Origin of the sequence: Vreelandella lionensis, assembly GCF_002087295.1 — a bacterium.
In the GTDB taxonomy this organism is placed as follows: domain Bacteria; phylum Pseudomonadota; class Gammaproteobacteria; order Pseudomonadales; family Halomonadaceae; genus Vreelandella; species Vreelandella lionensis.
Window position 1 is genome coordinate 144,914 of sequence record NZ_MWVI01000099.1, and the last position, 23,091, is coordinate 168,004.

General features: G+C 54.0%; 17 protein-coding genes and 7 pseudogenes. 15 read left to right on the top strand and 9 right to left on the bottom strand.

Annotation, left to right across the window (positions count from 1 at the left end; genetic code table 11):
• Positions 1-13 precede the first annotated feature (13 nt).
• The 4 genes and pseudogenes from B4967_RS16695 (at position 14) to B4967_RS16710 (ending at position 4,224) form a co-directional block, all read left to right on the top strand.
• Positions 14-709, top strand: a complete 696-nt coding sequence (locus tag B4967_RS16695; RefSeq protein WP_083026429.1) for an SPOR domain-containing protein — start codon at positions 14-16, stop codon at positions 707-709.
• Positions 710-711: 2 nt separating this feature from the next.
• Positions 712-1,289 (top strand): annotated as a pseudogene (locus tag B4967_RS16700) (CvpA family protein).
• A 114-nt stretch (positions 1,290-1,403) separates the two neighbouring features.
• Positions 1,404-2,923, top strand: a pseudogene (purF, locus tag B4967_RS16705) (amidophosphoribosyltransferase).
• A 101-nt stretch (positions 2,924-3,024) separates the two neighbouring features.
• Positions 3,025-4,224: an O-succinylhomoserine sulfhydrylase gene (locus tag B4967_RS16710; protein ID WP_083026431.1), complete on the top strand. Its 1,200-nt coding sequence runs from the start codon at positions 3,025-3,027 to the stop codon at positions 4,222-4,224.
• 102 nt (positions 4,225-4,326) lie between these two features.
• Here B4967_RS16710 and B4967_RS16715 read toward each other — a convergent pair whose 3' ends face one another.
• Positions 4,327-4,605 carry a hypothetical protein gene (locus B4967_RS16715; protein ID WP_083026433.1) on the bottom strand — a complete coding sequence of 93 codons (279 nt, stop codon included), beginning with the start codon at positions 4,603-4,605 and terminating at the stop codon, positions 4,327-4,329.
• A gap of 334 nt (positions 4,606-4,939) precedes the next feature.
• Between B4967_RS16715 and B4967_RS16720 the strand changes: the two genes are divergently transcribed.
• From B4967_RS16720 to B4967_RS16730, 3 genes are all read left to right on the top strand, one after another.
• The gene (locus B4967_RS16720) at positions 4,940-5,497 is read left to right on the top strand and encodes a cytochrome b (protein WP_083026435.1); all 558 of its coding nucleotides are present in this window, start codon (positions 4,940-4,942) and stop codon (positions 5,495-5,497) included.
• A gap of 87 nt (positions 5,498-5,584) precedes the next feature.
• Positions 5,585-6,169: a YceI family protein gene (locus tag B4967_RS16725; protein WP_083026438.1), complete on the top strand. Its 585-nt coding sequence runs from the start codon at positions 5,585-5,587 to the stop codon at positions 6,167-6,169.
• Between the two features lie 103 nt (positions 6,170-6,272).
• A complete protein-coding gene (locus B4967_RS16730; RefSeq protein WP_192859226.1) occupies positions 6,273-7,607 on the top strand; it encodes an MATE family efflux transporter in 1,335 nt (444 codons plus the stop codon).
• 1 nt (position 7,608) lies between these two features.
• Here B4967_RS16730 and B4967_RS16735 read toward each other — a convergent pair whose 3' ends face one another.
• From B4967_RS16735 to B4967_RS16750, 4 genes and pseudogenes are all read right to left on the bottom strand, one after another.
• A complete protein-coding gene (locus B4967_RS16735) occupies positions 7,609-9,093 on the bottom strand; it encodes a uracil permease (protein WP_083026442.1) in 1,485 nt (494 codons plus the stop codon).
• 247 nt (positions 9,094-9,340) lie between these two features.
• Positions 9,341-10,531 (bottom strand): amino acid aminotransferase, encoded by a 1,191-nt coding sequence (locus tag B4967_RS16740; RefSeq protein ID WP_083026443.1) that lies wholly within the window; start codon positions 10,529-10,531, stop codon positions 9,341-9,343.
• Positions 10,532-10,870: a 4a-hydroxytetrahydrobiopterin dehydratase gene (locus tag B4967_RS16745; RefSeq protein WP_083026445.1), complete on the bottom strand. Its 339-nt coding sequence runs from the start codon at positions 10,868-10,870 to the stop codon at positions 10,532-10,534.
• Positions 10,871-10,899: 29 nt separating this feature from the next.
• Positions 10,900-11,812 (bottom strand): annotated as a pseudogene (locus B4967_RS16750) (GGDEF domain-containing protein).
• A gap of 242 nt (positions 11,813-12,054) precedes the next feature.
• On the opposite strand from B4967_RS16750, the gene cobA reads away from it, so the two are divergent.
• The 5 genes from cobA (at position 12,055) to dcd (ending at position 15,767) form a co-directional block, all read left to right on the top strand.
• Positions 12,055-12,915 (top strand): uroporphyrinogen-III C-methyltransferase, encoded by an 861-nt coding sequence (cobA, locus tag B4967_RS16755; RefSeq protein WP_083026447.1) that lies wholly within the window; start codon positions 12,055-12,057, stop codon positions 12,913-12,915.
• A gap of 146 nt (positions 12,916-13,061) precedes the next feature.
• Positions 13,062-13,739 (top strand): hypothetical protein, encoded by a 678-nt coding sequence (locus B4967_RS19895; protein ID WP_243470670.1) that lies wholly within the window; start codon positions 13,062-13,064, stop codon positions 13,737-13,739.
• 68 nt (positions 13,740-13,807) lie between these two features.
• Entirely contained in the window at positions 13,808-14,239 is a 432-nt protein-coding gene (locus tag B4967_RS19900; RefSeq protein ID WP_243470671.1) for a hypothetical protein, read from the top strand.
• 149 nt (positions 14,240-14,388) lie between these two features.
• A complete protein-coding gene (apbC, locus tag B4967_RS16765; RefSeq protein ID WP_083026449.1) occupies positions 14,389-15,189 on the top strand; it encodes an iron-sulfur cluster carrier protein ApbC in 801 nt (266 codons plus the stop codon).
• A gap of 11 nt (positions 15,190-15,200) precedes the next feature.
• Positions 15,201-15,767 (top strand): dCTP deaminase, encoded by a 567-nt coding sequence (dcd, locus tag B4967_RS16770; RefSeq protein ID WP_044628317.1) that lies wholly within the window; start codon positions 15,201-15,203, stop codon positions 15,765-15,767.
• A 76-nt stretch (positions 15,768-15,843) separates the two neighbouring features.
• Here the strand turns inward: dcd and purN are convergent, their stop codons facing one another.
• Positions 15,844-16,587 carry a phosphoribosylglycinamide formyltransferase gene (gene purN, locus B4967_RS16775; RefSeq protein ID WP_083026450.1) on the bottom strand — a complete coding sequence of 248 codons (744 nt, stop codon included), beginning with the start codon at positions 16,585-16,587 and terminating at the stop codon, positions 15,844-15,846.
• Positions 16,584-17,662: pseudogene (gene purM, locus B4967_RS16780) on the bottom strand (phosphoribosylformylglycinamidine cyclo-ligase). The gene purN and the pseudogene purM overlap by 4 nt, the downstream one beginning before the upstream one ends.
• A gap of 199 nt (positions 17,663-17,861) precedes the next feature.
• Between purM and B4967_RS16785 the strand changes: the two are divergent.
• Together B4967_RS16785 and hda are read left to right on the top strand one after the other, a co-directional pair.
• Positions 17,862-18,975 (top strand): annotated as a pseudogene (locus B4967_RS16785) (AI-2E family transporter).
• Positions 18,972-19,676: a DnaA regulatory inactivator Hda gene (hda, locus tag B4967_RS16790; RefSeq protein WP_083026452.1), complete on the top strand. Its 705-nt coding sequence runs from the start codon at positions 18,972-18,974 to the stop codon at positions 19,674-19,676. Before B4967_RS16785 ends, hda begins: the two are co-directional and overlap by 4 nt.
• 80 nt (positions 19,677-19,756) lie before the next feature.
• Here hda and B4967_RS16795 read toward each other — a convergent pair whose 3' ends face one another.
• Complete coding sequence (locus tag B4967_RS16795) at positions 19,757-20,131, bottom strand: phasin family protein (protein WP_044628312.1); 375 nt, start codon at positions 20,129-20,131, stop codon at positions 19,757-19,759.
• A 303-nt stretch (positions 20,132-20,434) separates the two neighbouring features.
• Between B4967_RS16795 and B4967_RS16800 the strand changes: the two are divergent.
• Positions 20,435-21,810 (top strand): annotated as a pseudogene (locus tag B4967_RS16800) (class II fumarate hydratase).
• Between the two features lie 37 nt (positions 21,811-21,847).
• Here the strand turns inward: B4967_RS16800 and B4967_RS16805 are convergent.
• Positions 21,848-22,918 (bottom strand): annotated as a pseudogene (locus B4967_RS16805) (endonuclease/exonuclease/phosphatase family protein).
• Between the last annotated feature and the right edge of the window lie 173 nt (positions 22,919-23,091).

A 23,091-nucleotide genomic window follows, 5' to 3' on the forward strand; every position in this document is an offset into this window, starting at 1 on the left:
GATGGAGAGGGATATGAAATACGGTAAAACGGAACGCATTAGTGGCATCGTGATACTGCTGGCGCTACTGGCCATCGTTGTCCCTTGGTTGATGAGCGACCCCGCACCTCGGGAAGAGCGCCCTCAGCCCACCTTTGTGATCGAACAGCCTGTGGATGTGGAGCGTCAAGATGTGCCCGTGCCTGACATGCCTGACACCATTGATACACCTGCACCGTCGTCACCTGTCCTTACCGATGAAGCGCTGGATGAGCCGATAGAGGAAATACCTCGGGCGCCACAAACAGATCAAGTAGCGAGCTCTAGTTCTGATGAAGGTTCATCGTCGCTAACCGCTGCTGCCGAGCCTAGCCAACAAGCGCCTTCGCAGCCCAGCCGTGAACCGGATTCTCCGCCGCAAGAAGACCCCATTGCCGCGCTGGTCGCAGCGAATGAGAGCCGCAATAGCAGTGCCTCCGTAGCACCCTCTGCTCAGCAGCAGGGCGAGTGGGCAGTCCAGGTGGGCAGTTTTGGTGATACCGCCAACGCCCAGCGTATTAGCGACCAGCTAAGCGGTGAAGGTTTTAGCGTGTTTCAGCGCGCCCGTGATAACAATCTGACTACTGTATTAGTAGGCCCTTACGCCACGTCTGAGGATGGTGAGGCAGCGATGGCGCTTATCAAACAGCGTATTAATGTGCAGGGTCTGCTTGTTCGAGTAAGAGATTAACGATGGCATTGACCTGGATTGATGCGCTGTTTTAGCCGTTCTTGGGCTTTCGATGCTGGCGGGCTTTGTGCGCGGTTTCGTGCGCGAGTTGCTTGGCTTAGCTGCTTTGGTCGTTGCGTTAATGGTCGCACGTGTTTTGGCGGAGCCCGTTGCAGAGTTAATGAGCGGCTTTATTGAGAGCTTTGATGCACGCTTAGTGCTGGCATTTGCTCTGGTGATTTTTGCCGTCATTCTGTTATGTGGCATTGTTATTCGCGTGGTGCATGCGGCCGTTGAATGGGTTGGCATGGGGTTGTTGAATCGATTCGCAGGTGCTGCCTTTGGGATAGCCCGCGGGGCGGTGATTCTGCTAGTGGCTACTGTGTTGATTACCCTAACGCCGCTGGCTGAGCTCCAGGCTTGGCAGCAAGCATCGTTACGGCCAACCTTTATTGAGCTTCGCGATTGGGCGGTCAGCCAGCTAGACCAGTGGGAGCGGGAGCTGCCGACACCGCCTGAGTCGCTGCGCGATATTTCGCTACCTGAACTGCGTCGCCCACAGCCGACGCTACCCTCCAGCAGCGCCCCTGAGGTTGAGTAACGGGAGCTGCCAGAAAATTCTCCGCTGGTGCTGCTTCCAGCGCCAGTGCTTGTCAGTTTGATGAACGTACGGGCTTGCGTCAGTAAGCCATGGTATTAAAGCGAGGTAACTGGAATGTGCGGTATAGTGGGCCTTCTGGCCAAGCAGGCAGTAAATCAGGGAATCTACGATGCCCTGACCGTACTTCAGCATCGGGGCCAAGACGCTGCCGGAATGATGACTTGGAATGAGGGACGCTTCCTACTGCGCAAGAGTAACGGATTAGTTCGTGACGTCTTCCATACTCGCCACATGGCACGCCTGAAAGGCAACCTGGGCATTGGTCACGTTCGCTATCCGACAGCAGGCTCCTCCAGCGAGGCAGAATCACAGCCTTTCTACGTTAACTCTCCTTACGGCATTGCCCTGGCTCATAACGGTAACCTGACCAACTCAGAGCAGTTGAAACAGGAGCTGTTCTCCACTGATCTTCGCCATATCAATACCAGCTCTGACTCGGAAGTGCTGTTGAATGTGTTCGCCCATGAATTGGGCAAGCAGGGGCTGCATTTAGAAGCTGAGGATATTTTCGATGCGGTTCGTAGAGTGCACCGGCGCTGCAAAGGCGGCTACGCGGCGGTCGCGATTATTAGCGGGTTTGGTATGGTGGCCTTCCGTGACCCTCACGGCATTCGTCCGGTGGTGTTTGGTACCCGTCAGGATGCTGATGGCCAAGAGGTGATGATTGCTTCTGAGTCGGTGGCGCTGGACGTGGGGGGCTTCGAGCTGGAACGCGACCTTGGCCCCGGCGAAGCGATTTTTGTTGATATGCAGGGGCAAGTACACACCCAGGTATGTGCAGATCGCCCACAGCTACGCTCGTGCATTTTTAGCATGTTTATCTGGCGCGTCCTGACTCTATCCTGGACGGTGCTTACGTTTACGGCACGCGGATGCAGATGGGTCGTAAGCTGGGTGATCGCATCTTGAGCGAGTGGCCGGATCACGATATCGATGTGGTTATTCCGATTCCCGATACCTCGCGTACTTCCGCTCTAGAGATGGCTCAGCATCTCGGCGTGACCTACCGCGAAGGCTTTATGAAGAACCGCTACATTGGCCGTACCTTTATTATGCCGGGTCAAACCCAACGTAAAAAATCGGTACGCCAAAAGCTGAACGCCATTGATGTGGAGTTCAAAGGCAAGAATGTACTGCTAGTGGATGACTCCATCGTACGGGGTACCACCTGCAAACAGATTATTCAGATGGCGCGAGATGCCGGTGCGCGTAAGGTTTACTTTGCCTCTGCCGCGCCGCCCGTTCGCTACCCCAACGTTTATGGGATTGATATGCCAGCGGCGTCTGAGCTGATCGCCCATGGTCGTACTGAAGAGGAAGTTGGGCAGCTGATCGGTGCCGACCGCATCTTCTATCAGGATCTGGAAGATCTAAAAGACGCCTGCCGCGAAGTAAATCCTGACATGGAAGCCTTCGACTGTTCAGTGTTTGACGGTAACTACGTCACTGGCGACATTGACGATGCGTATTTGGCCGTCTTGGAAGCCAGCCGTAACGATTCAGCAAAAGATCAGAGCGCGGGTGACCACGCGCTGGTCGATATGCATAATCAAGACGACGATCTGGACGATTAAGTGTCACGCTGCCTGCGGTGCCCAAGTGGCCCGCAGGAGAAATGTGTATGTGGTGCAATAATTAGCATTTTGAAATCGCGTTTGGAATAAGGGGCTCTGCCATGCACGAAGATAGCCATCAGGATGAGTGGTCGCTTGAGACGCTCGCTATTCGCGCGGGCCACCACCGCACGTTTGAGCAGGAGCACTCGGAACCCATTTTTCCCACATCAAGCTTTGTGTACGAGAGTGCTGCCGAGGCGGCACGCAAGTTTGGTGGTAAAGAGCCAGGCAATGTTTACTCGCGCTTTACGAACCCTACCGTACATACTTTCGAGCGCCGTCTAGCGGCGCTTGAAGGTGGTGAACGCTGCGTGGCGACTAGCTCTGGCATGTCAGCCATTCTCTCAACGGCGCTGGCACTGCTTTCGGCAGGCGATGAGATTGTGGCGTCTCGTTCGCTATTTGGCTCCACGGTCAGCCTGTTTGATAAGTATCTGGGCAAGTTCGGTATCACAACGCGCTATGTGGAGCTTTCCAACTTGGCCGCGTGGGAAGAGGCGATCAGCCCTAAGACTAAGCTGCTGTTTGCTGAAACGCCTTCAAACCCGCTTTCCGAAGTGGCGGATATCCCTGCGCTGGCGGCGCTCGCCAAGCGTAGCGGTGCACTGCTCGCCATTGATAACTGCTTTTTGACCCCCGCACTGCAAAAGCCTATCGCGCTAGGTGCGGACTTGGTCATTCACTCTGCCACGAAATATCTGGATGGTCAGGGACGCGCAGTAGGCGGAGCCGTGGTAGGCAAGCATGACGTGCTGGAAGAAGTTTTTGGTGTCGTGCGCACCTGTGGACCTTGCATGAGCCCGTTTAATGCGTGGATTTTCACCAAAGGCTTGGAAACCCTCTCACTGCGTATGAAAGCGCACTGTGAAAACGCACTGGCACTGGCGCTCTGGCTAGATCAGCACCCGGCCGTCAACCGCGTCTACTACAGCGGGCTGGAAGCACATCCTCAACATGTGTTAGCGAAACAGCAGCAGCAGGGCTTTGGTGCGGTGCTCGGTTTTGAGGTGAAAGGTGGGCAAGAGGGCGCTTGGCAGGTCATTGATGCCACGCGCATGCTTTCCATTACCGGGAACTTAGGTGATGTAAAAACCGCTATTACTCATCCGGCAACCACCACGCATGGCCGTCTCTCGGACGCACAGAAAGCGGCGGCAGGCATTTCGCCGGGCTTGGTTCGTGTGGCCGTTGGGCTTGAAAGCCAGGAAGATATTCAACGTGACTTGGCACGAGGCCTAGATGTACTAGCTGCCCAGTAAGTAGCATTGGTTTAAGCTAAATAAAAAACCCACCGAGAGGTGGGTTTTTTGTCATCTAAGAAGCTAAGCGTTTTCTGCGTTGGACAGCAGCGCTTACCTGTCTTAGGAGGCGTTGCGGTGCGGCAGTTCAGACTTCGCAATCTGGTCATTGTTGCTGTTTGAGTGATGCGCTTCAGAGCTAGGCTCGATAACGGTGTTTTTAGCAGCATCACCGTTCACACGCGTCAGATCAGCGGGCGTCAGGTTTAAGCTTTCTGTGCTGTGGTTCACAGAAGAGCTGGCATGAACGATTTCATTGAGCTCAGCAGAGCCTTGTTCGGCTAGAGCCGCTGTAGAGGTCAATGTTAGGGCGATAGCGGAAATAAGGGTCAATTTTTTCATGGGTCATACTCTCTATAAATAGTGGATTCGTTTAAAAGCGTTGTGATGTGTCGTGTCAGAACGTGCGCTAATAATAAGCGCGCTAAACAAATAGTAAAATTGATTAAAATTGCTGGGTTTGTTCGATTTTTTAAACTTTCGTCTAAGATGCTAGGCTTGGGACATGTCGTGGAGAATTTGTGAAGAAGCATCAGAATCATTAGCGACATAACCAATGGTTTTTACGAACGATGTATTCTGCTTTTTTCAGCAGAGTTTTTGCCGGTGAAACGGTATGCTCATTACGAAACGAGCGGGCAGACCCTTGCGGGCAGTTTTATACGGGGAATCAAGGATGTTGCGGAACACACGCAGCGGTTGGGGTGTCATTAGTATTCTTTTTCACTGGCTCAGTGCCCTGACGATCATTGGGTTGTTTATTTTGGGCTGGTGGATGACCGGTTTGGGTTATTACGATCCTTGGTATAACCAAGGCCCCTGGGCTCATCGCTCGATAGGTATTTTGTTACTACTGGCGACCGTAGGCCGCTTAATATGGCGTTTTGCACAGCCCACGCCTGCGGGAGAAGGCAGCCGCTTAGAGCAAGCTGCTGCTCACCTGGGCCATATAGCGCTTTATGTACTATTACTGCTTGTGTTGACCAGTGGCTATTTGATTTCCACAGCGAATGGCCGCGGTATTAGCGTGTTTGGATGGTTTGAGATTCCTGCGGTGCTGCACGATCTGCCGAATCAGGCAAGCCTTGCGGGGGAGGTTCATTGGTATAGCGCGATTGCGCTAATGCTGTTGGCGGGTGGTCATGCCCTGGCAGCGTTAGTACATCACTACCGGTATCGTCATACAACGCTGAGTCGGATGGTAAACCCCCGCTATAGCCGAACCAGCCTCTGATTGCTGGGTGACAATTTTTGAACGCTGTCGGGTAAGGTAGAGGCAACGCCGACAGTGCCCATAAAGGAAAGAAAGGAGATGGAAATAATGATGAAGAAAAGCGTAATGGCAGTGGCCGTAGCGGCAGCGGCGATGGTTCCTTTGAGCCAAGCACAGGCAGCGGACTACCAGATTGATACGGAAGGCCAGCACGCCTTCGTTCAATTCAAAATTAACCACCTGGGCTTCTCCTACATCCTGGGCAGCTTTGAAGAGTTCGACGGCCAGTTCTCTTACGATGCTGACGATCTGGACGCTTCTTCTGTCGAAATGGAAGTTCAAATTGATAGTCTGACCAGTAATCATGCTGAGCGTGACCGTCACATCTTGAGTGGTGACTTCCTGAATGCCAGCGAATTCCCCACGGCGACGTTTACTTCTACCGGTTTTGAATCTACCGGCGACAATGAAGGCGTTGTGACCGGTGAGCTAACGCTGCATGGTCAGACTCAAGAGATCGAAATGCCGGTAACGCTGATGGGGGAAGGTGAAGATCCCTGGGGCAATTACCGTGCAGGTTTTGAAGGCAGCACGATGCTTACCCTCGGCGATTTCGGTATTAACATGAGCGATTTCCCGGAAGTTATGCACGAAGTTGAGCTGTACGTGACGTTTGAAGGTATTCGCCAGTAAGCGATACGGTTTAAAAACGCCGCCACCCTAACGGGTGGTGGCGTTTTTTGCGTTTAGTATTCCTACATTTATGACGCTAAGGAGTCAGTTTTTGGCAGCTGTCATGCAACAACGCGAGTTGGCGATAACCCTATGGCGGCAAACGTGGCCGATGGCCATTGGCGTACTGGCGCTATTGGGTTTTCAGCTTGTGGACAGTGCGTTTATCGCACGTTTAGGCACTGCGCCGCTGGCGGCTCAGTCGTTTACCTTTCCTCTGTCGTTTTTGATCATTGGTATACAGGTGGGAATGGGCATTGCCATCGCCGCGCTGATTTCCAGAGCATTAGGAGCAGGAGAGCAGGCGAGGGCCAAGCGGCTCTCCAGTCTGGTGCTGATTGCTGGTGGGGCGGTGATTGCCGTACTGGCAGTGGCGTTATGGCTGCTTCAGGTGCCGCTCTTTCAGCTGCTGGGGGCGGACGAAACGGCGCTGACGTATATTCGTGCCTACTGGGGGCCTCAGCTATTTTCTGCCTGGTTAGGGGCGCTGCTTTACTTTATGTATAGCGTTTTTCGTGCTCACGGTGATACACGCATGCCCGGCAAGATGATGGTGCTCAGTAGCCTGATCAACCTAGCGCTCGATCCGCTGTTTATTTTTGGTGTAGGTGGCTGGGAAGGTTGGGGGCTTCCGGGGGCAGCGTGGGCGACTGCCGTGGCGTTTTCCGTTGGGCTGTTGCTAACAGGGGCTAAATTGCGGCGCTGTCAGTGGGCGACTATGGATGATATTGGGCAAGAAGCTGTGCGCTCATGGCGGCCTTTTACAGGCATTGCCGCTCGCGCGATGGGCAGCCAGTTAATGCCGCCGCTGGCGGCAATGCTTGCCATTGCCGCAGTGGCGGGCTTAGGCGACACCCAAGTAGCGGCGTGGGGGTTAGCGAGTCGCCTTGAGACGCTATCGCTGATGGTGATTCTTGCCATGACCATGTCACTACCCCCTTGGCTGGGGCGCTGTTATGGCGCGGGGGATTGGGGGCAAATTCAGCAGCTTATGCGCCTAGCATTAAAAGTGGCCGTGATTTGGCAGCTAAGCCTTGGCGTGCTGCTGGCGTTAGCGTCGCCGTGGGTGGCCATGGCCTTGGCGGGCAATCCAGAGGTGCAGAGTGAACTTGCTCTGCTGATTCGCTTTATGCTGCCAAGCTACGCAGCACTTGGTGTCTGTATGCTGGTCGTATCGGCGGGTAATGCGCTGGGGTGGCCGCTTAGGGCAATGCTGCTTTCCAGTGCGCGGCTGTTTATCTGCTACTTGCCCTGTTTATGGCTAGGGGCAGAGCTATTTGGCTGGACGGGCCTCGCTGCTGGTGCAGCTATCGGCAACCTACTGGCCGGGCTAACGGCGTGGGTCTTGCTGAAGCGTATCCTCTCCCGCCCGCATCGGCAGGCGGGAGCGTCAGGCTAGCTTAGCGTTTATGGGGGGCTTCTTGGAACGAGAAGTACGTAAACAGCAGGGCCATGGCTAAGTAGCCCATCACAAATTCCGGCGCGGCGTTAAAAGCGAGTTTGGGCGCATGCATTAAGCCGACAAACGAGAAGCCTGCGGCTATCACAGCAAACGCGGCTGCTCGTCGGAATTGGTGATCAATCACAGACACTGTCATGGCACCCAAGAAAATGGCCATAAACATAGCGCCTTGCCCCATCACCACAATTGCGCTGGAGATATCGCTCACAACTTCGCCTGCACCCCGGTTAAAGCGCGTCATTACATAGTTGGCAAAGTAGGGCAGCATTGCCAGGGCAATGGCGGGGTAGTAGCGGGTATCGTTAGCTTGGAACGCCGTGGCAATCATCGACATGCCCACAAATACCAGAATGGGGGCAACGACGGAGACCGGAATAATGGCGGCCAGGGCGGCAATCAGCCCAAACATGGTGGCCAGTGCATAGACGGCACCGTTGAGCAGGCTGTAACCGCGACCCGCGCCCATCCATTTCGCGCCCACCGTAGCGATATAAACCGTCGTTGGGAATACGCCACCAAATAGCGCGCCGATCATGGTGCCTACTCCGTCTACCGCTTGGCATTCACGCACGTCGTATTTGTCCCCTGCGGCTTCCATTGCCTCGACATTGTTCATAGTTTCGATGGCGTTATAGAGAGTAATCGGTAGCACGACGGTGAGCACGGCCAGCATACCGGTAAACAGCAGGCCTAGCCCTTCAAACCAGGCGAGGTTAGGTAGCAGCGGGTAAAAGCCCAAATGAGTGAAGGCATCGCTGAATCGCTCGCTACCCGCATCGCCAATCAGATAGGCCATGGCGGTGCCAACGACAATGGCAAACAGTGAGGTAGGCAGCTTGAAGGGCATGCTAACCCGGGCAACCAAACCGACAATAATAATACCCAGTACCAACAAGCCGATGACGGGCATTTCCAGCGTTTTGAACAGCATTTCACCGGCAATAAACGTCAGCGCTACGCCCGCGACTGCCCCCAACATGGCGGCACGGGGGAGGTGATATTGCACCCAGCGGCCAATCACGCTAATCACGGCTTCAATAGCACCGCTGATAAAGCAGGCGGCCACGGCTACTTTCCAGGCCAGTTCCGCGTCTCCAGTCAGCTGTTTGGCAGGGAGTAATACGCCGAAGAGGAAAACAAACATCACCGGGGTAGAGATGCCGTAAGAGAGTGCGGTGACGTCGCTACGGTTCTCTTTGCGAGCAAGTCTTGCGGCACTCCAAGCGTAATAAAAATTGCCTACCATCACCGCAACTGCGGCGCCGGGGAGCACTTGGCCGTAAACAATTGAGGTGGGGAACCCCATGCCTAACATCGTAATCGCGATGATAACGAAGTTGGCAATATTGTTTTGAAAGAGCGCGAAGAAGGCGTCGGTATCTTCTTTTTTGTACCACGGGTAGTGAGTGTTGGCAGCCGCCATGTTAGGCCTCTTGGTTATCGTGTGTTGTATACAAGGCAGCGCTGAGTGTGCCGAAGATTTGACTAATCGGTCAAGCGTTGCTTTGCAACGAGCGCCGCACGGGCGCCCCAGGCTCTGGCGGCGAACGCGCAATTGTACACAACATTTGCCAAGGGGTTGATAATCTTATGGCTTTTCGAAATAGCCAGTTGTTACCAACAAAAACGCCCAGGCGCTTGGCCTGGGCGTGGATAGCGTATGCTGTTGGTTAGTCGTTAACCGCAGCAATGGCTTTGGCGAGGTAGGGCAGATTTTCATGGGAGAAGCCTGCTACGTTCGCGCGGCCAGAGCGCACCATATAGATGCCGAACTCGTCGCGCAGACGATCTACCTGTTCCGGCGTGAGGCCGGTGTAAGAGAACATGCCGCGCTGCTCGGCAACGCAAGCGTACTTCTCATCCAGGCCGTAAGGCTTCAGGGCTTCGACGAAGTCACGACGCAGCGTGTTGATCCGGTCACGCATTTCGGTCAGCTCTTCGCGCCACATGGCAGAAAGCTCTGCATCATGCAAAATCTCGCTGACAATCGCACCGCCGTGGGCTGGCGGGTTAGAGTAGTTTTCACGGGCCACAATAGCCACCTGGGAGGGAACGTTCTCCATCTGCTCGGCGGCTTTAGCGACCAGAATCAAGCAGCCCGTGCGCTCACAGTAAATACCAAAGTTCTTGGAGCAGGAACTGGGGATGATCACTTCATCCAGGTTCTTAGCTAGCAGGCGAACGCCATAGGCGTCTTCATCAAGGCCTTCACCGAAACCTTGGTAAGCGAAGTCGACGAGTGGCAACAACTGGCGCTCTTTCAGTACCGCCAGCACTTCTTGCCATTGCTGCTGAGAAAGATCAAAACCGGTCGGGTTGTGGCAGCAGGCATGCAATACCACTACATCGCCTTCGGGGATCTTTTTCAGCGCGGCCAACATACCATCAAAATCTAAACGGTTGTCGGCATCTACATAGGGGTACTTATGCAGTTCAATGCCTGCAGCGGTGAAAATACCGTGGTGGTTCGGCCAAGTGGGGTCGCTGACCCAAATGCCTTTACCTGGCAGTTGGCTGGCAATAAAGTCGGCTGCCAGACGTAAGGCACCGGTGCCGCCAGGGGACTGGGTAGCGCTGGCGCGGTTGGCTTTTAGCACTGCAGAGTCAGCGCCTAATACCATCGGCAGAACGACATCGCCATAAGCGGGTGCACCGTGGGAGCCAATGTAGGTTTTGGTGGTTTCATTCTTGAGCAGGCGAGCTTCTGCTTCCTTGACGGCCCGCATGACCGGCGTGTTGCCAGCGGCGTCGCGGTATACACCAACACCAAGGTCCACTTTCTGCGGGTTGGTATCTTTTTTGAAAGCTTCGATCAGCCCGAGAATGGCATCTCCAGGGACTCGCTCAATTTGCTCAAACATTTATTCGGCTACCTCGTCGGTTCTGGCGGCAAGAATGAAGTCATTAAGATGCAGGCCGTTTATTTTATGGGACCACCACGTCACCGTGGTTTTGCCCCATTCGGTCACCAATACTGGGTGATGGCCAGCCTGCTCTGCGACATCACCAACACGCTGGCTAAACGCTAGCGCATCAGCAAAATTACGAAACGTAAATTGTCTCGTCAGCTTCATGATGCCATCGTGCTCGATAATCTGCCACTCTGGAAGCGCCTTAAGATGCGCTTGGCATACGTCATAAGAGAGCGGTATAGCGCTACCACTGCAGGGTTCGCACTGCGACTGAGCAAGAGATGTCATGGTGTTAGCCTCCAAGGTTGACTCATCTATCAGGGTAGAAGGCAGACACAATCACGACCAACATCCTTTGCACTATATAACGCTCGATCGGCCCGTTCGATCAGGCTCACCAGTGGCTCTCCGCAACGATATTCAGCCACACCAATGCTGAGTGTGATGTTACCCTGGCCAATGCCAAAATCGTAGTCTGCAATGGTGTGGCGTAAACGGTCGGCAAGCTTATGGCATTGCTGCAGCGAGGTAAGCGGCAGCACTACCATAAACTCTTCACCCCCTAGCCTTGCCACCATATCTTCACAGCGAAGCAGTGACTGCGTCACATCGGCTAGCTGTGGCAGAACGCTATCACCTTGTAGATGACCCCAGCGGTCGTTGAGCCGTTTGAAGTGGTCGATATCGATCATCATGATCGAAAGCGGCGTACCGTGGCGTGTGCTCAGCGATGTGAGGTGGGTTAATTGCCCCATCAGTTTGCGCCGATTAGGTAGGCCGGTCAGCGGGTCGGTATCGCTTAGTTTGCGCAAGCGAAGCTCTTCCAGCACTTGGTCAGTAATATCCAGCATAATGCCGTTCCAGCGTACCCCCGACTCCATTGGCTCGGGGTTAGCGCTAACGGCGATCCAGTGCGGTTTTGCTTTAGGAAAGGGCAGCCTGAAACGCGTATTTAACGGCAGCATCCAGCGCGCGTAGCGCTCAATGGCTGACATCACCTTAGGGTGATCATTACCTGTCAACTGTTCGATTAGTTTGGCTTGCATTGGTCGCTAGCTGCTGTCTGTCAACATAAGCAAGCGCCATGCCGCCGCCCTCTAGGTAAGGGAAGTGCATATGGCCGCTATGGGAGCGATAGAATTGAAAAAGCACCCCAGGGATATGTGGAACTAAGGTATCAGCACTTTGAGGAATGGCTACAGGAGGTACAGGTGCATCATTCACGGGCATGCGTGAATCTCCAATTTTATGCCTGTTGTAATTTAGCCGTGAAGATTAGCGGTAAAATCGTAAACAATATGTAAGCTTTTGCTGACAATTCATCTTTTTTTAATATTTTTTGGTAATTAAAAATTGCTTATCTATTCCATTTTTGTTGTTTTGCCGTAAAAATAACAAAAGTTGGGGCGGAGTATGCTTTTTATTCTTTTTTGAAATATTAAAAAATATTTTAATTCTATTTGGTGGTCGCTTTGGTTACGCAGAAATTACATACGGGCGCCGTTACGGCAACAGCATCTGAAGCGACGCCGCGTTCCCAGGGGCGCGTTAGCTTGGTAGGGGCTGGCCCAGGAGACCCTGATTTATTAACGTTAAAGGCTTACAAACGACTTTTGAGTGCGGAAGTCGTGTTGTATGACCGCTTGGTTAGCGATGAAATTTTGGCACTGTTACCCGCAGAGACCGCGCGCTACTACGTGGGCAAAGCGCGCTCCTCCCATAGCGTCCCGCAGGAGGATATCAATCAATCGCTGGTAGAGTGGGCTAGGCAAGGAAAGCAGGTGGTACGCCTGAAAGGCGGTGATCCATTTATTTTTGGGCGCGGTGGTGAAGAGCTTGAGACGCTGGTCGCCGCTAATGTGCCCGTTGAGGTAGTGCCTGGCATTACCGCCGCTTCCGGATGTGCAGCTTATGCGGGCATTCCGTTGACGCATCGCGACCATGCGCAGTCGGTGCGGTTTGTGACCGGGCATCTTCAGCATGGCGAATTTACCCTAGATTGGCCCACCTTAGCTCAGCCTGCCCAAACGCTGGCGTTTTATATGGGGTTGAGCAATCTCACGTTGATCTGTCAGGAGCTGATTGCTCATGGGTTAAACCCAGCAACACCTCTTGCACTGATCGAGCAAGGCACTACACAACAGCAACGAACCCACATAGGCACACTACAGCATTTGCCGGATGGCTTTTTAGCAGGTGACATTAAGCCACCCACGCTGTTAATAATTGGTAGCGTGGTATCGCTGCACCGGACGCTTTCATGGTTTGAGACCGATAGCGGAACAGCAGTTGGTTTTTCAGAGGGTAAGCATGCACGTTTAACAGATGGTTGAGCGTTTTGAGAGCCAAGCCGGGTGGCGTTATGTAATTGTCTGTGTATGCTAGTAAAGAACACTTTTAAAAAACGATCATTCACTTATCGTGCTACTTGCCACTAACGCTGCTAACGCCAGCAGCCAAGCAAAAAGAGGGACGCAGCATGTCAGAAGAAAACCGTTCAGATCAGTACACGCCAGGCCACAAGCCGGATATGAAAACGCTGTTTAAGGATAACCGGGTCAAAGGTATTGCCGGTATTGCAGCCATTGCGGTGATCTGGGCCATTATGGCGCAATCCAATTCAGGCACCCACCAGGAGCGTGTAGAGGCGCTCGAAGGGCAGCTCGCCAGCGTTGAGCAAGAGAATACTGAGCTCAGCCAGCGCCTGTCGGAAGTAGAGCAGGCCGAAGCTGATTTGACCGCCATGCGCGATGAAATGGCGTCTTTAGAGCAGCAGCAAGCAGAGGCAACTGCCAGCCTTGAGTCTGCTCAGGGAGATGTCAGCAGCGTACAGTCTCGTCTTGAAGAGTTAGAAAGCCAGCGTGAAACGCTGCAGCAGGAAGTCACTGCTTTGGAAGAGCAGCTTGCCAGCACCGAAGGCGAGTTGCAGTCGCTTCGTGAAGAGCGTGAGCAAGTGGTAAGTGAGCGCGATGAGGCGGAGGCGTCGCTTCAGCAGGTTGAAGAAGCTCGTCAAAGTGCCGAGGACGCTCGTCAGCAGGCAGAGTCTGCTCGTCAGGAAGCTGAAGAGCAGCGTCAGCAAGCTGTTGAAGAGCTAGGCGCCGCTGAAACCAAGCTAAGCGATCTTGAAACCCAAGTGACGGATCCAATGAGCGCTTAGCGACGCTTGAAGAGGAAATTGCTGCCCAGGAGAGCGAGCTGCAAACCCTGCAGGATGAGCGCGATAACGTGGTGGAAGAGCGTGACTCGCTGCAATCAGAAGTGGACTCTTTAACTCAGCTGCGCGAAGAAGAACAGCAAAGACTAGAGCAGGTTCGCACTGAAATGGACGACCTGATGGTGGCACTGGATATCGGTCGCGATGAAGTGGCTAAGGTCGAGAGCGATATCGAGAGCCGTGAAGAGCAGCTGGCACGTTTAGAAACACAGTTGAGCGAGTGGCGCGATGAACTCTCTACGCTGGATGAGCGTTTAAACGTAGAAGATGCTGCCTCTGGTGAGGTGCCCAGCCTAACGGGTGAACAGCAAAACCAACAAGATCAGCAAAATCAGGAAGGCCAGGACGAAGGCCAGGACCAAGAAGATAGCGCTGGTGATGACAGCAATGCAGAGAGGGAAGATGACCAAGCGGCTGAAGAGAGCCAGCAAAGCAGCAACTAAGCACGGCGCCGTGGCTTCCGGGAGTTGATAACTCCTTTAGCGGATGTGGGGTTTCCCACATCCGCTTTTGTTTGTTGGTTTAGAAATAGACCGCTGAGGAGTATCATTCACGCCATGTTCACGATAAACAAACAACGGGAGTGCCATTGATGGATGGTGTAAAACATATTGTGGCAGTGGCATCCGGCAAAGGTGGCGTTGGTAAATCCACCGTGACCGTCAATTTAGCGCTGGCTCTGTCTGCACAGGGCTATCGTGTAGGCGTTTTGGATGCAGATATTTATGGCCCCAGCCAGGCACAAATGCTGGGTGTAGAAGAGGGTGTGCGTCCTCAGGCGGCGGCAGATAATAAGTTTCTGCCGTTGGAAGCCCACGGTATTCAGGCCATGTCGATGGCGTTTATGGTTAACACGCGGGATGCCATGGTATGGCGTGGCCCGATGGTAGTGGGTGCGTTTCAACAAATGCTGACCCAAACTCAGTGGGATAACCTGGATTTTCTGCTGATCGATATGCCGCCGGGCACGGGTGACATCCAGCTAACGCTGGCGCAGAAAGTGCCGGTATCTGGTGCTGTGATCGTCACGCCACCGCAAGACATCGCGCTATTGGATGCCCGTAAAGGCATCGAAATGTTCCGCAAAGTGAACGTGCCTGTGCTGGGCGTGGTGGAGAACATGAGCCTGTACCACTGCGAGAAGTGCGGCCATGAAGCCGCGATTTTTGGCACTGGCGGTGGCGACCGTATTGCGGAGGAGTACGACACTACCGTGTTGGGACGTTTGCCGCTGACCCTGTCGATTCGCGAGCTGGCAGATTCTGGACGCCCAAGCGTGGTTTCCGCGCCAGGCAGGGCCGTTAGCCGTACCTTTGCCGAGATTGCCAGCCAAGTAGCGCAGTCCGGCAGAGCTAGCCAAAGCGGCGGCCCTACGATTTCTTTTAGCGAGTGATGAAGTAACCGATGAGCATTAAATCAGACAAGTGGATTCGCCGAATGGCGCAGAGCGATGCCATGATCGAGCCTTTCGAGGCAGAGCAGGTGCGCTATGTGAACGATCAGCGGGTGATCTCCTATGGTACTTCCAGCTATGGCTATGATGTACGCTGCGCCGATGAGTTTAAGGTATTTACCAACATTCACTCGGCGATTGTTGACCCTAAAGCCTTCGACGACAAAAGCTTTGTCGATGTGAAGGGCGATGTTTGCATCATTCCGCCAAACTCTTTTGCGCTGGCGCGGACGGTGGAGTATTTCCGCATCCCGCGTAATGTGCTGACCATTTGTCTGGGCAAATCCACCTACGCGCGCTGTGGCATCATCGTCAACGTGACGCCGCTGGAGCCTGAGTGGGAAGGGCACGTGACGCTGGAATTCTCCAACACCACCAACCTGCCCGCGAAGATCTATGCCCATGAAGGCGTCGCCCAGATGCTCTTCCTGGAGTCGGATGAGGTGTGTGAAACCTCTTATAAAGATAGGGGTGGTAAGTACATGGGCCAACGTGGCGTGACGTTGCCGCGTACCTAATACGCCTTCTGTGCTACTAAAAAAGCCTTGCCGCATCACTGCGGCAAGGCTTTTTTTTAACGGAGGCTCTGAGAGATTAGGCGTCGTCGATCTCTTCATCCAGCTCTTCAGCGGCATCCGCATGGGAGAGGCGCATGCCGTACGGCGGAAGCGGGTGGCCGTCCATGGTGGCACCCTCTGCGTTGTACTGCAGGCGTCCTTCCAGGAACCACTGCACCGCAATCGGGAAGATCAGGTGCTCGCGCGCGTGGACTTTCTCCTTTAGCGTCTCCACCGTGTCATCTGAGCTAACCTGCAGCTCCGCTTGCAGCACAACGGGGCCGCCATCGAGTTCTTCAGTGACAGAGTGTACGCTGCAGCCGTGGTGCGAGGCGCCATCAGCTAATGCACGTGCATGGGTGTTCAAGCCCTGGTAAGCCGGCAGCAGTGAGGGGTGAATATTAAGCATCCGCCCCAAGAAACGCTGTACAAAACGCGGTGTTAGAATGCGCATAAAGCCCGCTAGAACGATAACGTCTGGCTCGTGGCGTTCTATCACCTTGATCAGCGCGCCATCGTAAGCATCGCGGCTATCGTATTCACGATGGGGAAGTACTACCGCTTCGATGCCTGCTTCATGGGCACGTTTCAAGCCATAGGCATCGGGCTCGTTGGAGATCACTGCAACGATCTCACCGCCCAAGCGGTCATGCCGCTGAGCATCAATGAGCGCCTGTAGATTACTGCCACTGCCAGAGATCAGTACCACCACGCGGCGTGCGCCCACAGGATCAGGCGTCATGCCGTTTAGGGTGTCGCTGCTGTAGTCGGTGCTGCTCATGCGTTGTGGCTCGCTTGGGTGTGGTCGAGTACGACCGCCTCGTCCTGGCGCTGAATAATCTGACCGATTTGATAAACGGTCTCGCCCTGGGCCTCAAGGTGCGCCTTAGCGTTCGCTGCCTGCTCTGCGGGCACCACGATGACCATACCAATACCGCAGTTCAGCACGCGGTGCATTTCGGTTTCGTTGACGTTGCCTTTGGCCTGCAGCCAGTTAAACACTTCAGGGCGCTGCCAGCTGGTGAGGTCAATGTGTGCTGCCAGGGTGTCTGGTAGAACGCGGGGGATATTTTCCAGCAGGCCGCCGCCAGTAATGTCCGAAAGGGCATGTACGGGAATGTCGGTGCCGCGCATCATGGAGAGCAGTGATTTTACATAGATGCGCGTAGGGGCCATCAAGGCATCGCCTAGTGGCTTGCCGTCAACGGTTTCTTCCAGGGAAGCATTGCTGACTTCTAGAATTTTACGAATCAGCGAGTAGCCGTTGGAGTGGGGGCCAGAGGAGGCCAGACCGAGCAGCACATCGCCTTCAGCGACTTTGCTGCCATCCAAAATCTCAGACTTCTCGACAACGCCTACGCAGAAGCCAGCCAGATCGTAATCGCTGCCTTCGTACATGCCGGGCATTTCTGCGGTTTCACCACCTACCAGTGCGCAGCCTGCTAGCTCGCAGCCAGCGCCAATACCGGTCACTACGTCGGCAGCAATATCCACATCCAGTTTGCCCGTGGCATAGTAGTCCAGGAAAAGTAGCGGCTCGGCACCCGCCACGATCAAGTCATCACACACATGGCTACCAGGTCGATGCCGATAGTGTCATGCTTGCCAAGATCCATTGCCAGACGCAGTTTAGTGCCCACCCCGTCTGTGCCTGAGACGAGTACCGGCTGTTTATAACCCGCGGGCAGCTCGCACAGTGCGCCGAAACCGCCAAGGCCACCCATCACTTCAGGGCGTGATGTGCGCTTGGCAACGTGCTTGATACGATCAACAAGGGCGTTGCCGGCATCAATATCGACGCCTGCGTCTTTGTAGCTGAGAGAGGGAGTAGCCTGGGAGGGAGAGGTCTCGGTCATGACAGGTCCTGTGAAGCCTATGCAAAGCTGCAATGCGATTGTGCTGGCAAGTAGCCAGTGCCGGAGCAATAACGGGGTGCGATTGTATCACTCAGCGACGTAAGTCGCATCGATGTGACGCGTTATCAGGTGCGCTGCGAGCAACTTTTGTTACTATTCAAGCATTACCGCTGACCGTATATCCAGGAAGGAGCGTGGAATGAGAAACTCAAGGTGGGGAATTGCGCTACTTGTCGCGCTGGTTGGCACGGTTTACTTTCTCGATGCAGTACTGATGCCCTTTATTGCTGGGTTGATATTGGCGTACTTGGCCGACCCATTGACCAATTATTTCCAACGCCTGGGAATGAAGCGTACTTGGGCAGTCAGCAGCGTGTTTTTAGTCCTGATGATTGTTCTGGCGCTGAGCTTACTTATTCTTATTCCGCTGGTGGTGCAACAGATTAAGCAACTGGGCGAAGCGCTCCCGGGCGTGCTTAACTGGATTGAAGGCGTATTGGCTCCACAGGTGCAAGAGTGGACGGGCTATGACCTCGCCTCCGAGCTGAGCAATGTACGTGAAACGCTGGTTGAAAACTGGCGTGATGCGGGTAGTTACGTTGCCCAGGCGTTAGGCCAGATTGGCCGCTCGGGTATGGCGTTTGTCTCTTGGGTCACCTATGTAGCGCTGATTCCTGTGGTGACGTTTTATTTGCTGCTGGATTGGGAGCGCATGCTTAACAATATGGCGAATCTAGTACCTCGCCAGTGGGTGGACGATACGTTTCGCTTGGCACGTCGCTGTGATGAGGTATTAGCCTCGTTTTTACGCGGTCAACTGCTGGTCATGCTTTGCTTGGGTATTATCTACGCAGTGGGTTTAACCCTGCTGGGGCTTAACTTTGGCCTGCTGATTGGCGTGCTCTCTGGGCTATTGAGCATCGTGCCGTTGTTAGGTTTTATCGTCGGGCTAGTAATTGCTCTGGTGGTGGCACTGTTTCAGTTTGATACGTGGTGGGCGCTACTAGGCGTCATTGCCGTGTTTGGTCTGGGGCAAGTGGCTGAAAGCGTGGTGCTGCAGCCGAAGCTATTAGGCGATAAGATTGGCCTGCATCCGGTAGCAGTTATTTTTGCCGTACTGGCGGGTGGGGGATCTCTTTGGTTTAACTGGGGTGTTGTTAGCGCTTCCGGCGGCGGCGGTGATTATGGTGCTGCTGCGAGAAGTAAAAGATCGTTATAAAAATAGTGCGCTGTATGATGCACGGTCAGAACCATTAGAACAGCAAACACAGCATGATGAGCTGGGTCGCGACGACAAAAGGGAGTCATCATGAGCCGAGTACCGGCACAGCTACCGCTTGGGGTAGGGCTGCGCGACGATGCTACGTTTAATAATTACTACGCATCCAGTGCCAATGCTTCGTTGGTAGACCACTTAAGCCATCAGCTAATGCCTGGCTCAGAGCCGTTTCTTTATCTATGGGGCGCGCCGGGCAGTGGCCGTAGCCATCTTTTGCAAGCGGCCTGCCATGCGGCCTCTGATCAAGACAAACGAGCGCTCTATTTACCTCTGGCTGATTTAGGTCATTTCCCCCCGCTGATGCTAGAGGATATTGAGCGTCTTGATTTAGTCGCGATTGATGACCTTGAGTATGTGATAGGCCTTAAGCGCTGGGGGGAAGCGCTATTTCACGCGTTTAATCGCTTACGGGATGCGGGCAAAGCATTACTGATTGCCGCCAATAAGCCTCCACGCCACTTGGAAGTAGCCCTACCGGATTTGGCATCGCGTCTTGCCTGGGGGGTAACGTTTCATCTACATCCTATGGATGATAGTGATCGCTTGGCCGCCTTAAAGCTGCGTGCGAATGTCCGCGGGATGCAACTACCGGATGACGTTGGACGCTACATTATGCATCGTGGCCCAAGGGAGCTAGGGGAGCTGTGTCGAGCGTTGGAAACGTTGGATCAAGCGTCACTCTCTGCGAAACGCAAACTCACCATTCCTTTCGTGAAATCCGCGCTTAATTGGTAAAACGCCCCTGCCAGAGAACTGGCAAGGGCGTCATCTAGCCGCTTTTAAGTTGCTGAATCGCTTTCGCGATCAGTTCAACATTAGGCAGTTTTGCTCATTTTGCTGGCAGTAGCTTGTGCCTGCTTAACGTTATCTTCCGTCAGCTTTTGGCTCTTCTGCAAGAAGTCCTGCTGCAGTGATACCACTTTGTCTGCATCACCTTTGACGCGCTCAGCCAACTCTTTGGCTACTTTCTGCTGGCCTTCCATGTAGCTGCGCAGGCCCTCAGCGTCTTTAACGCTCATCAGCTGGCGCATTTGTGCAATGCCGGTATCAACATAGGCTTTGTTAGCGTCTAGCTGAGCGTTTAGCAGTTTTTCAGAATAGTCGATGCTGAGGCTCATGTAGGCACGTGCCGGAGCCATAAACAGGTTATCGAACTGCTGAGTCATTTCATTGGTGTTAAAGGTACGCATAATCAACACTCCTGTGCCATTGCTAAGGTCTGTGGGCTGCTAAGCTAAACCCAAGACGATTCGTTTATCAGCGACGGCGAGCTAAGGAATGCACCGTTACTGATCTGGGTTATCTTGCATTGCAGCATAGCAAGCGGTTTTGTGCAGTGCAACAATTTGGGCAAAATAAACCTTGAAAACGCGCCCAGCCAGCTTGGTGGTTTACCAAACCGGGCGGGGTGGCTAGGCTGAAGCGTAGAGAGAATCGTTATCAATGGAGTGGTGTTAGTTCAAATGCTGCTGATGACTTAACAGGAGTGTGGAATGGATACGCGTATTGAACGAGATAGCATGGGAGAGCTTGAGGTACCGGCAAAGGCGCTTTACGGTGCCCAAACCCAGCGTGCCATTAATAATTTTCCCGTCTCAGGCACGCCCATGCCGGTGGCATTTGTGCATGCCGTGGCACGCATTAAGCTAGCGGCTGCTCGTAGCAATCACCAGCTAGGTCTATTAGATGCCGAGCGCGCGCAGGCTATCGAAAAAGCCGCACAAGCGGTGATTGATGGCCAGCATGACGACCATTTCCCCATTGACGTTTTCCAGACTGGCTCGGGCACCTCCACCAATATGAACGTGAATGAGGTGCTGGCGACGTTGGCTAGCCGTGAGGGGTCGAGGTGGCGCGCAACGATCACGTTAATATGGGCCAATCCAGTAACGATGGGATCCCGACGGCGCTCCATCTCTCCGCCGCTATCGCCGTGAATGAGTCACTGAGGCCTGCATTAGTCGCGCTACAAGCGACCATTGATCGCCGTGCTGACGAACTCAGCCATGTCGTTAAAACCGGGCGTACCCATTTGATGGACGCTATGCCTTTGCGGATGGATCAAGAGTTAGGGGCGTGGTCTAGCCAGGTGGGGCAAGCCATTGAGCGCTTTGACAGTGCGATGGTGCGGTTATGCCGCCTTGCCCAGGGTGGTACTGCAGTGGGTACGGGGATTAACGCGCCAGAGGGCTTTGCTGACTTAATGGCGAAAGAACTGAGCCAACAAACGGGTCTCTCTTTTGTTCCTAACGATAGCTTTTTTGCCAGCTTGGCTTCGCAAGACGCTGCGGTGGAATTATCCGGCCAGCTGAAAGGCTTCGCCTGCGTGGTGATGAAGATCGCCAACGACCTACGCTGGATGAACTCGGGGCCGCTGGCCGGGCTGGGTGAAATTGAGCTTGAAGCGCTGCAGCCGGGTAGCTCTATTATGCCGGGCAAAGTCAACCCGGTGATTCCCGAGTCGGCGGCACAGGCGGCGGCGCAGGTGATGGGGTTAGATACGGCGATCACAGTGGCGGGGCGGAGGGGGAATTTCCAGCTTAACGTTATGCTGCCGCTGGTGGCGTCTAATCTGCTCACGTCAATTACTCTGATGAGTAATACCGCCAAGCTGTTGGCTGAGCGTGCTATCGCAACTTTCAAAGTGCGTGAAGATAACCTGCAGGTGCCGCTGGCGCGTAACCCGATTTTGGTGACCGCGCTGAACAGTGTGATTGGCTACAACGCGGCCGCCGCGATTGCTAAAAAGGCATATCAAGCAGGACGGCCGATTATCGATGTCGCGGAAGAGGAGACTGACCTGGACCGCGCCACCCTAGAGCGCCTGCTTGATCCCACCGTATTAACGCAAGGCGGTGTGCCCGAGTAACCTATTCCATCCTACGCCTAGCGATTGGGTAAAACGGTTAAGTTTGCTGCGTCTCCGTTTTGCCCTTTTCAATGGTTTCGCTGGCTTCCTGGCGCTCTTCTTGACTGGCTTTTGGTGTTTCATGCTCGTTCTGGCGAGTAGGGCGATAGCAGAGTGTGGCCAGAATAGGGAAATGGTCAGACCCAAAGGCATCCAAGCGCTGCATGCTGTCCAGCGTAAAGTGCTCACTGACAAAGACGTGATCTAACGGCCAGCGCAGGACCGGGTAGTTAGCGTGAAACGTGCTGAACATGCCCCGGCCACGACGAGGGTCAAGCATGCCGCTGATGCGGCAGAAGCGTCGGGTGGTGCGCGACCAAGCAACATCGTTTAGATCGCCTGCGACCAGAGTGGCAGAAGGGTGGCGATGAATTTCCTTACCAACTAACAGTAGTTCAGCATCGCGCCAGAGCGACTTCTCACTTTCACTGGGTGCTGGCGGACGCGGGTGAAGAGCGTATAGGCGGATTCTGTCGCCGCTTTCCAGCGTGACATAGGTATGGATAGAGGGAATGTCATCCTGAATCAGCCACTTTACCTCGGTCTCGCTGAGGGTTAGTCGCGAAGACATATGCATGCCGTAAAGATTATCGAGCGGAATTTTGACGCTATTAGGCCACTTATCCTCTAACGCTTGATCCAGTTGATCCTGCCACCACTGGTCCGACTCCAGCGTTAGCACAATATCGGGCTGGTATTGCTCAATCATACTGAGCAATTTATCCGCCTTGCGATTCGGAGTAAGCACATTGGCGATCAGCAGGGTGATTTTTTGATTGCTTGGCGCCTCATGGGTCGATTTCACTTGAACGGGCCAGAGACGCGTCCAAGGGATGATGTAACGCAGCTGTATCAGCAGGGTAAGCAGCGATAAGCCTGTCGATGCCATTCGCCATTTACCTGGCTCCAGCAGCATCCAGCTTGCTAGCGCACATACCCCAGCGAGTCAGGCAATCTGCAGGCGGGGAAACTCAAAACTGCGTATCCACCACCAGCGCAATTTTTTTCGAGCAATTAACGTGGGAAGTAGCAGTAAAGCGGCGATGCATCCTAGCAAAGGCCCTAGCAAAACTTACCTCCTTATTTCACGGGCGATCAGTATTAATCTATGTCCAGCTTAGTCCTTAGGTTTGATAAGTGTCGACATTATTCATAGAAACAGCGATAAGGTACTCGTTGGTAAGGGTGTGAAGAATAAAAACTACTTGCAATTCAGCTATGAAGCCGTAGAATACGCATCCG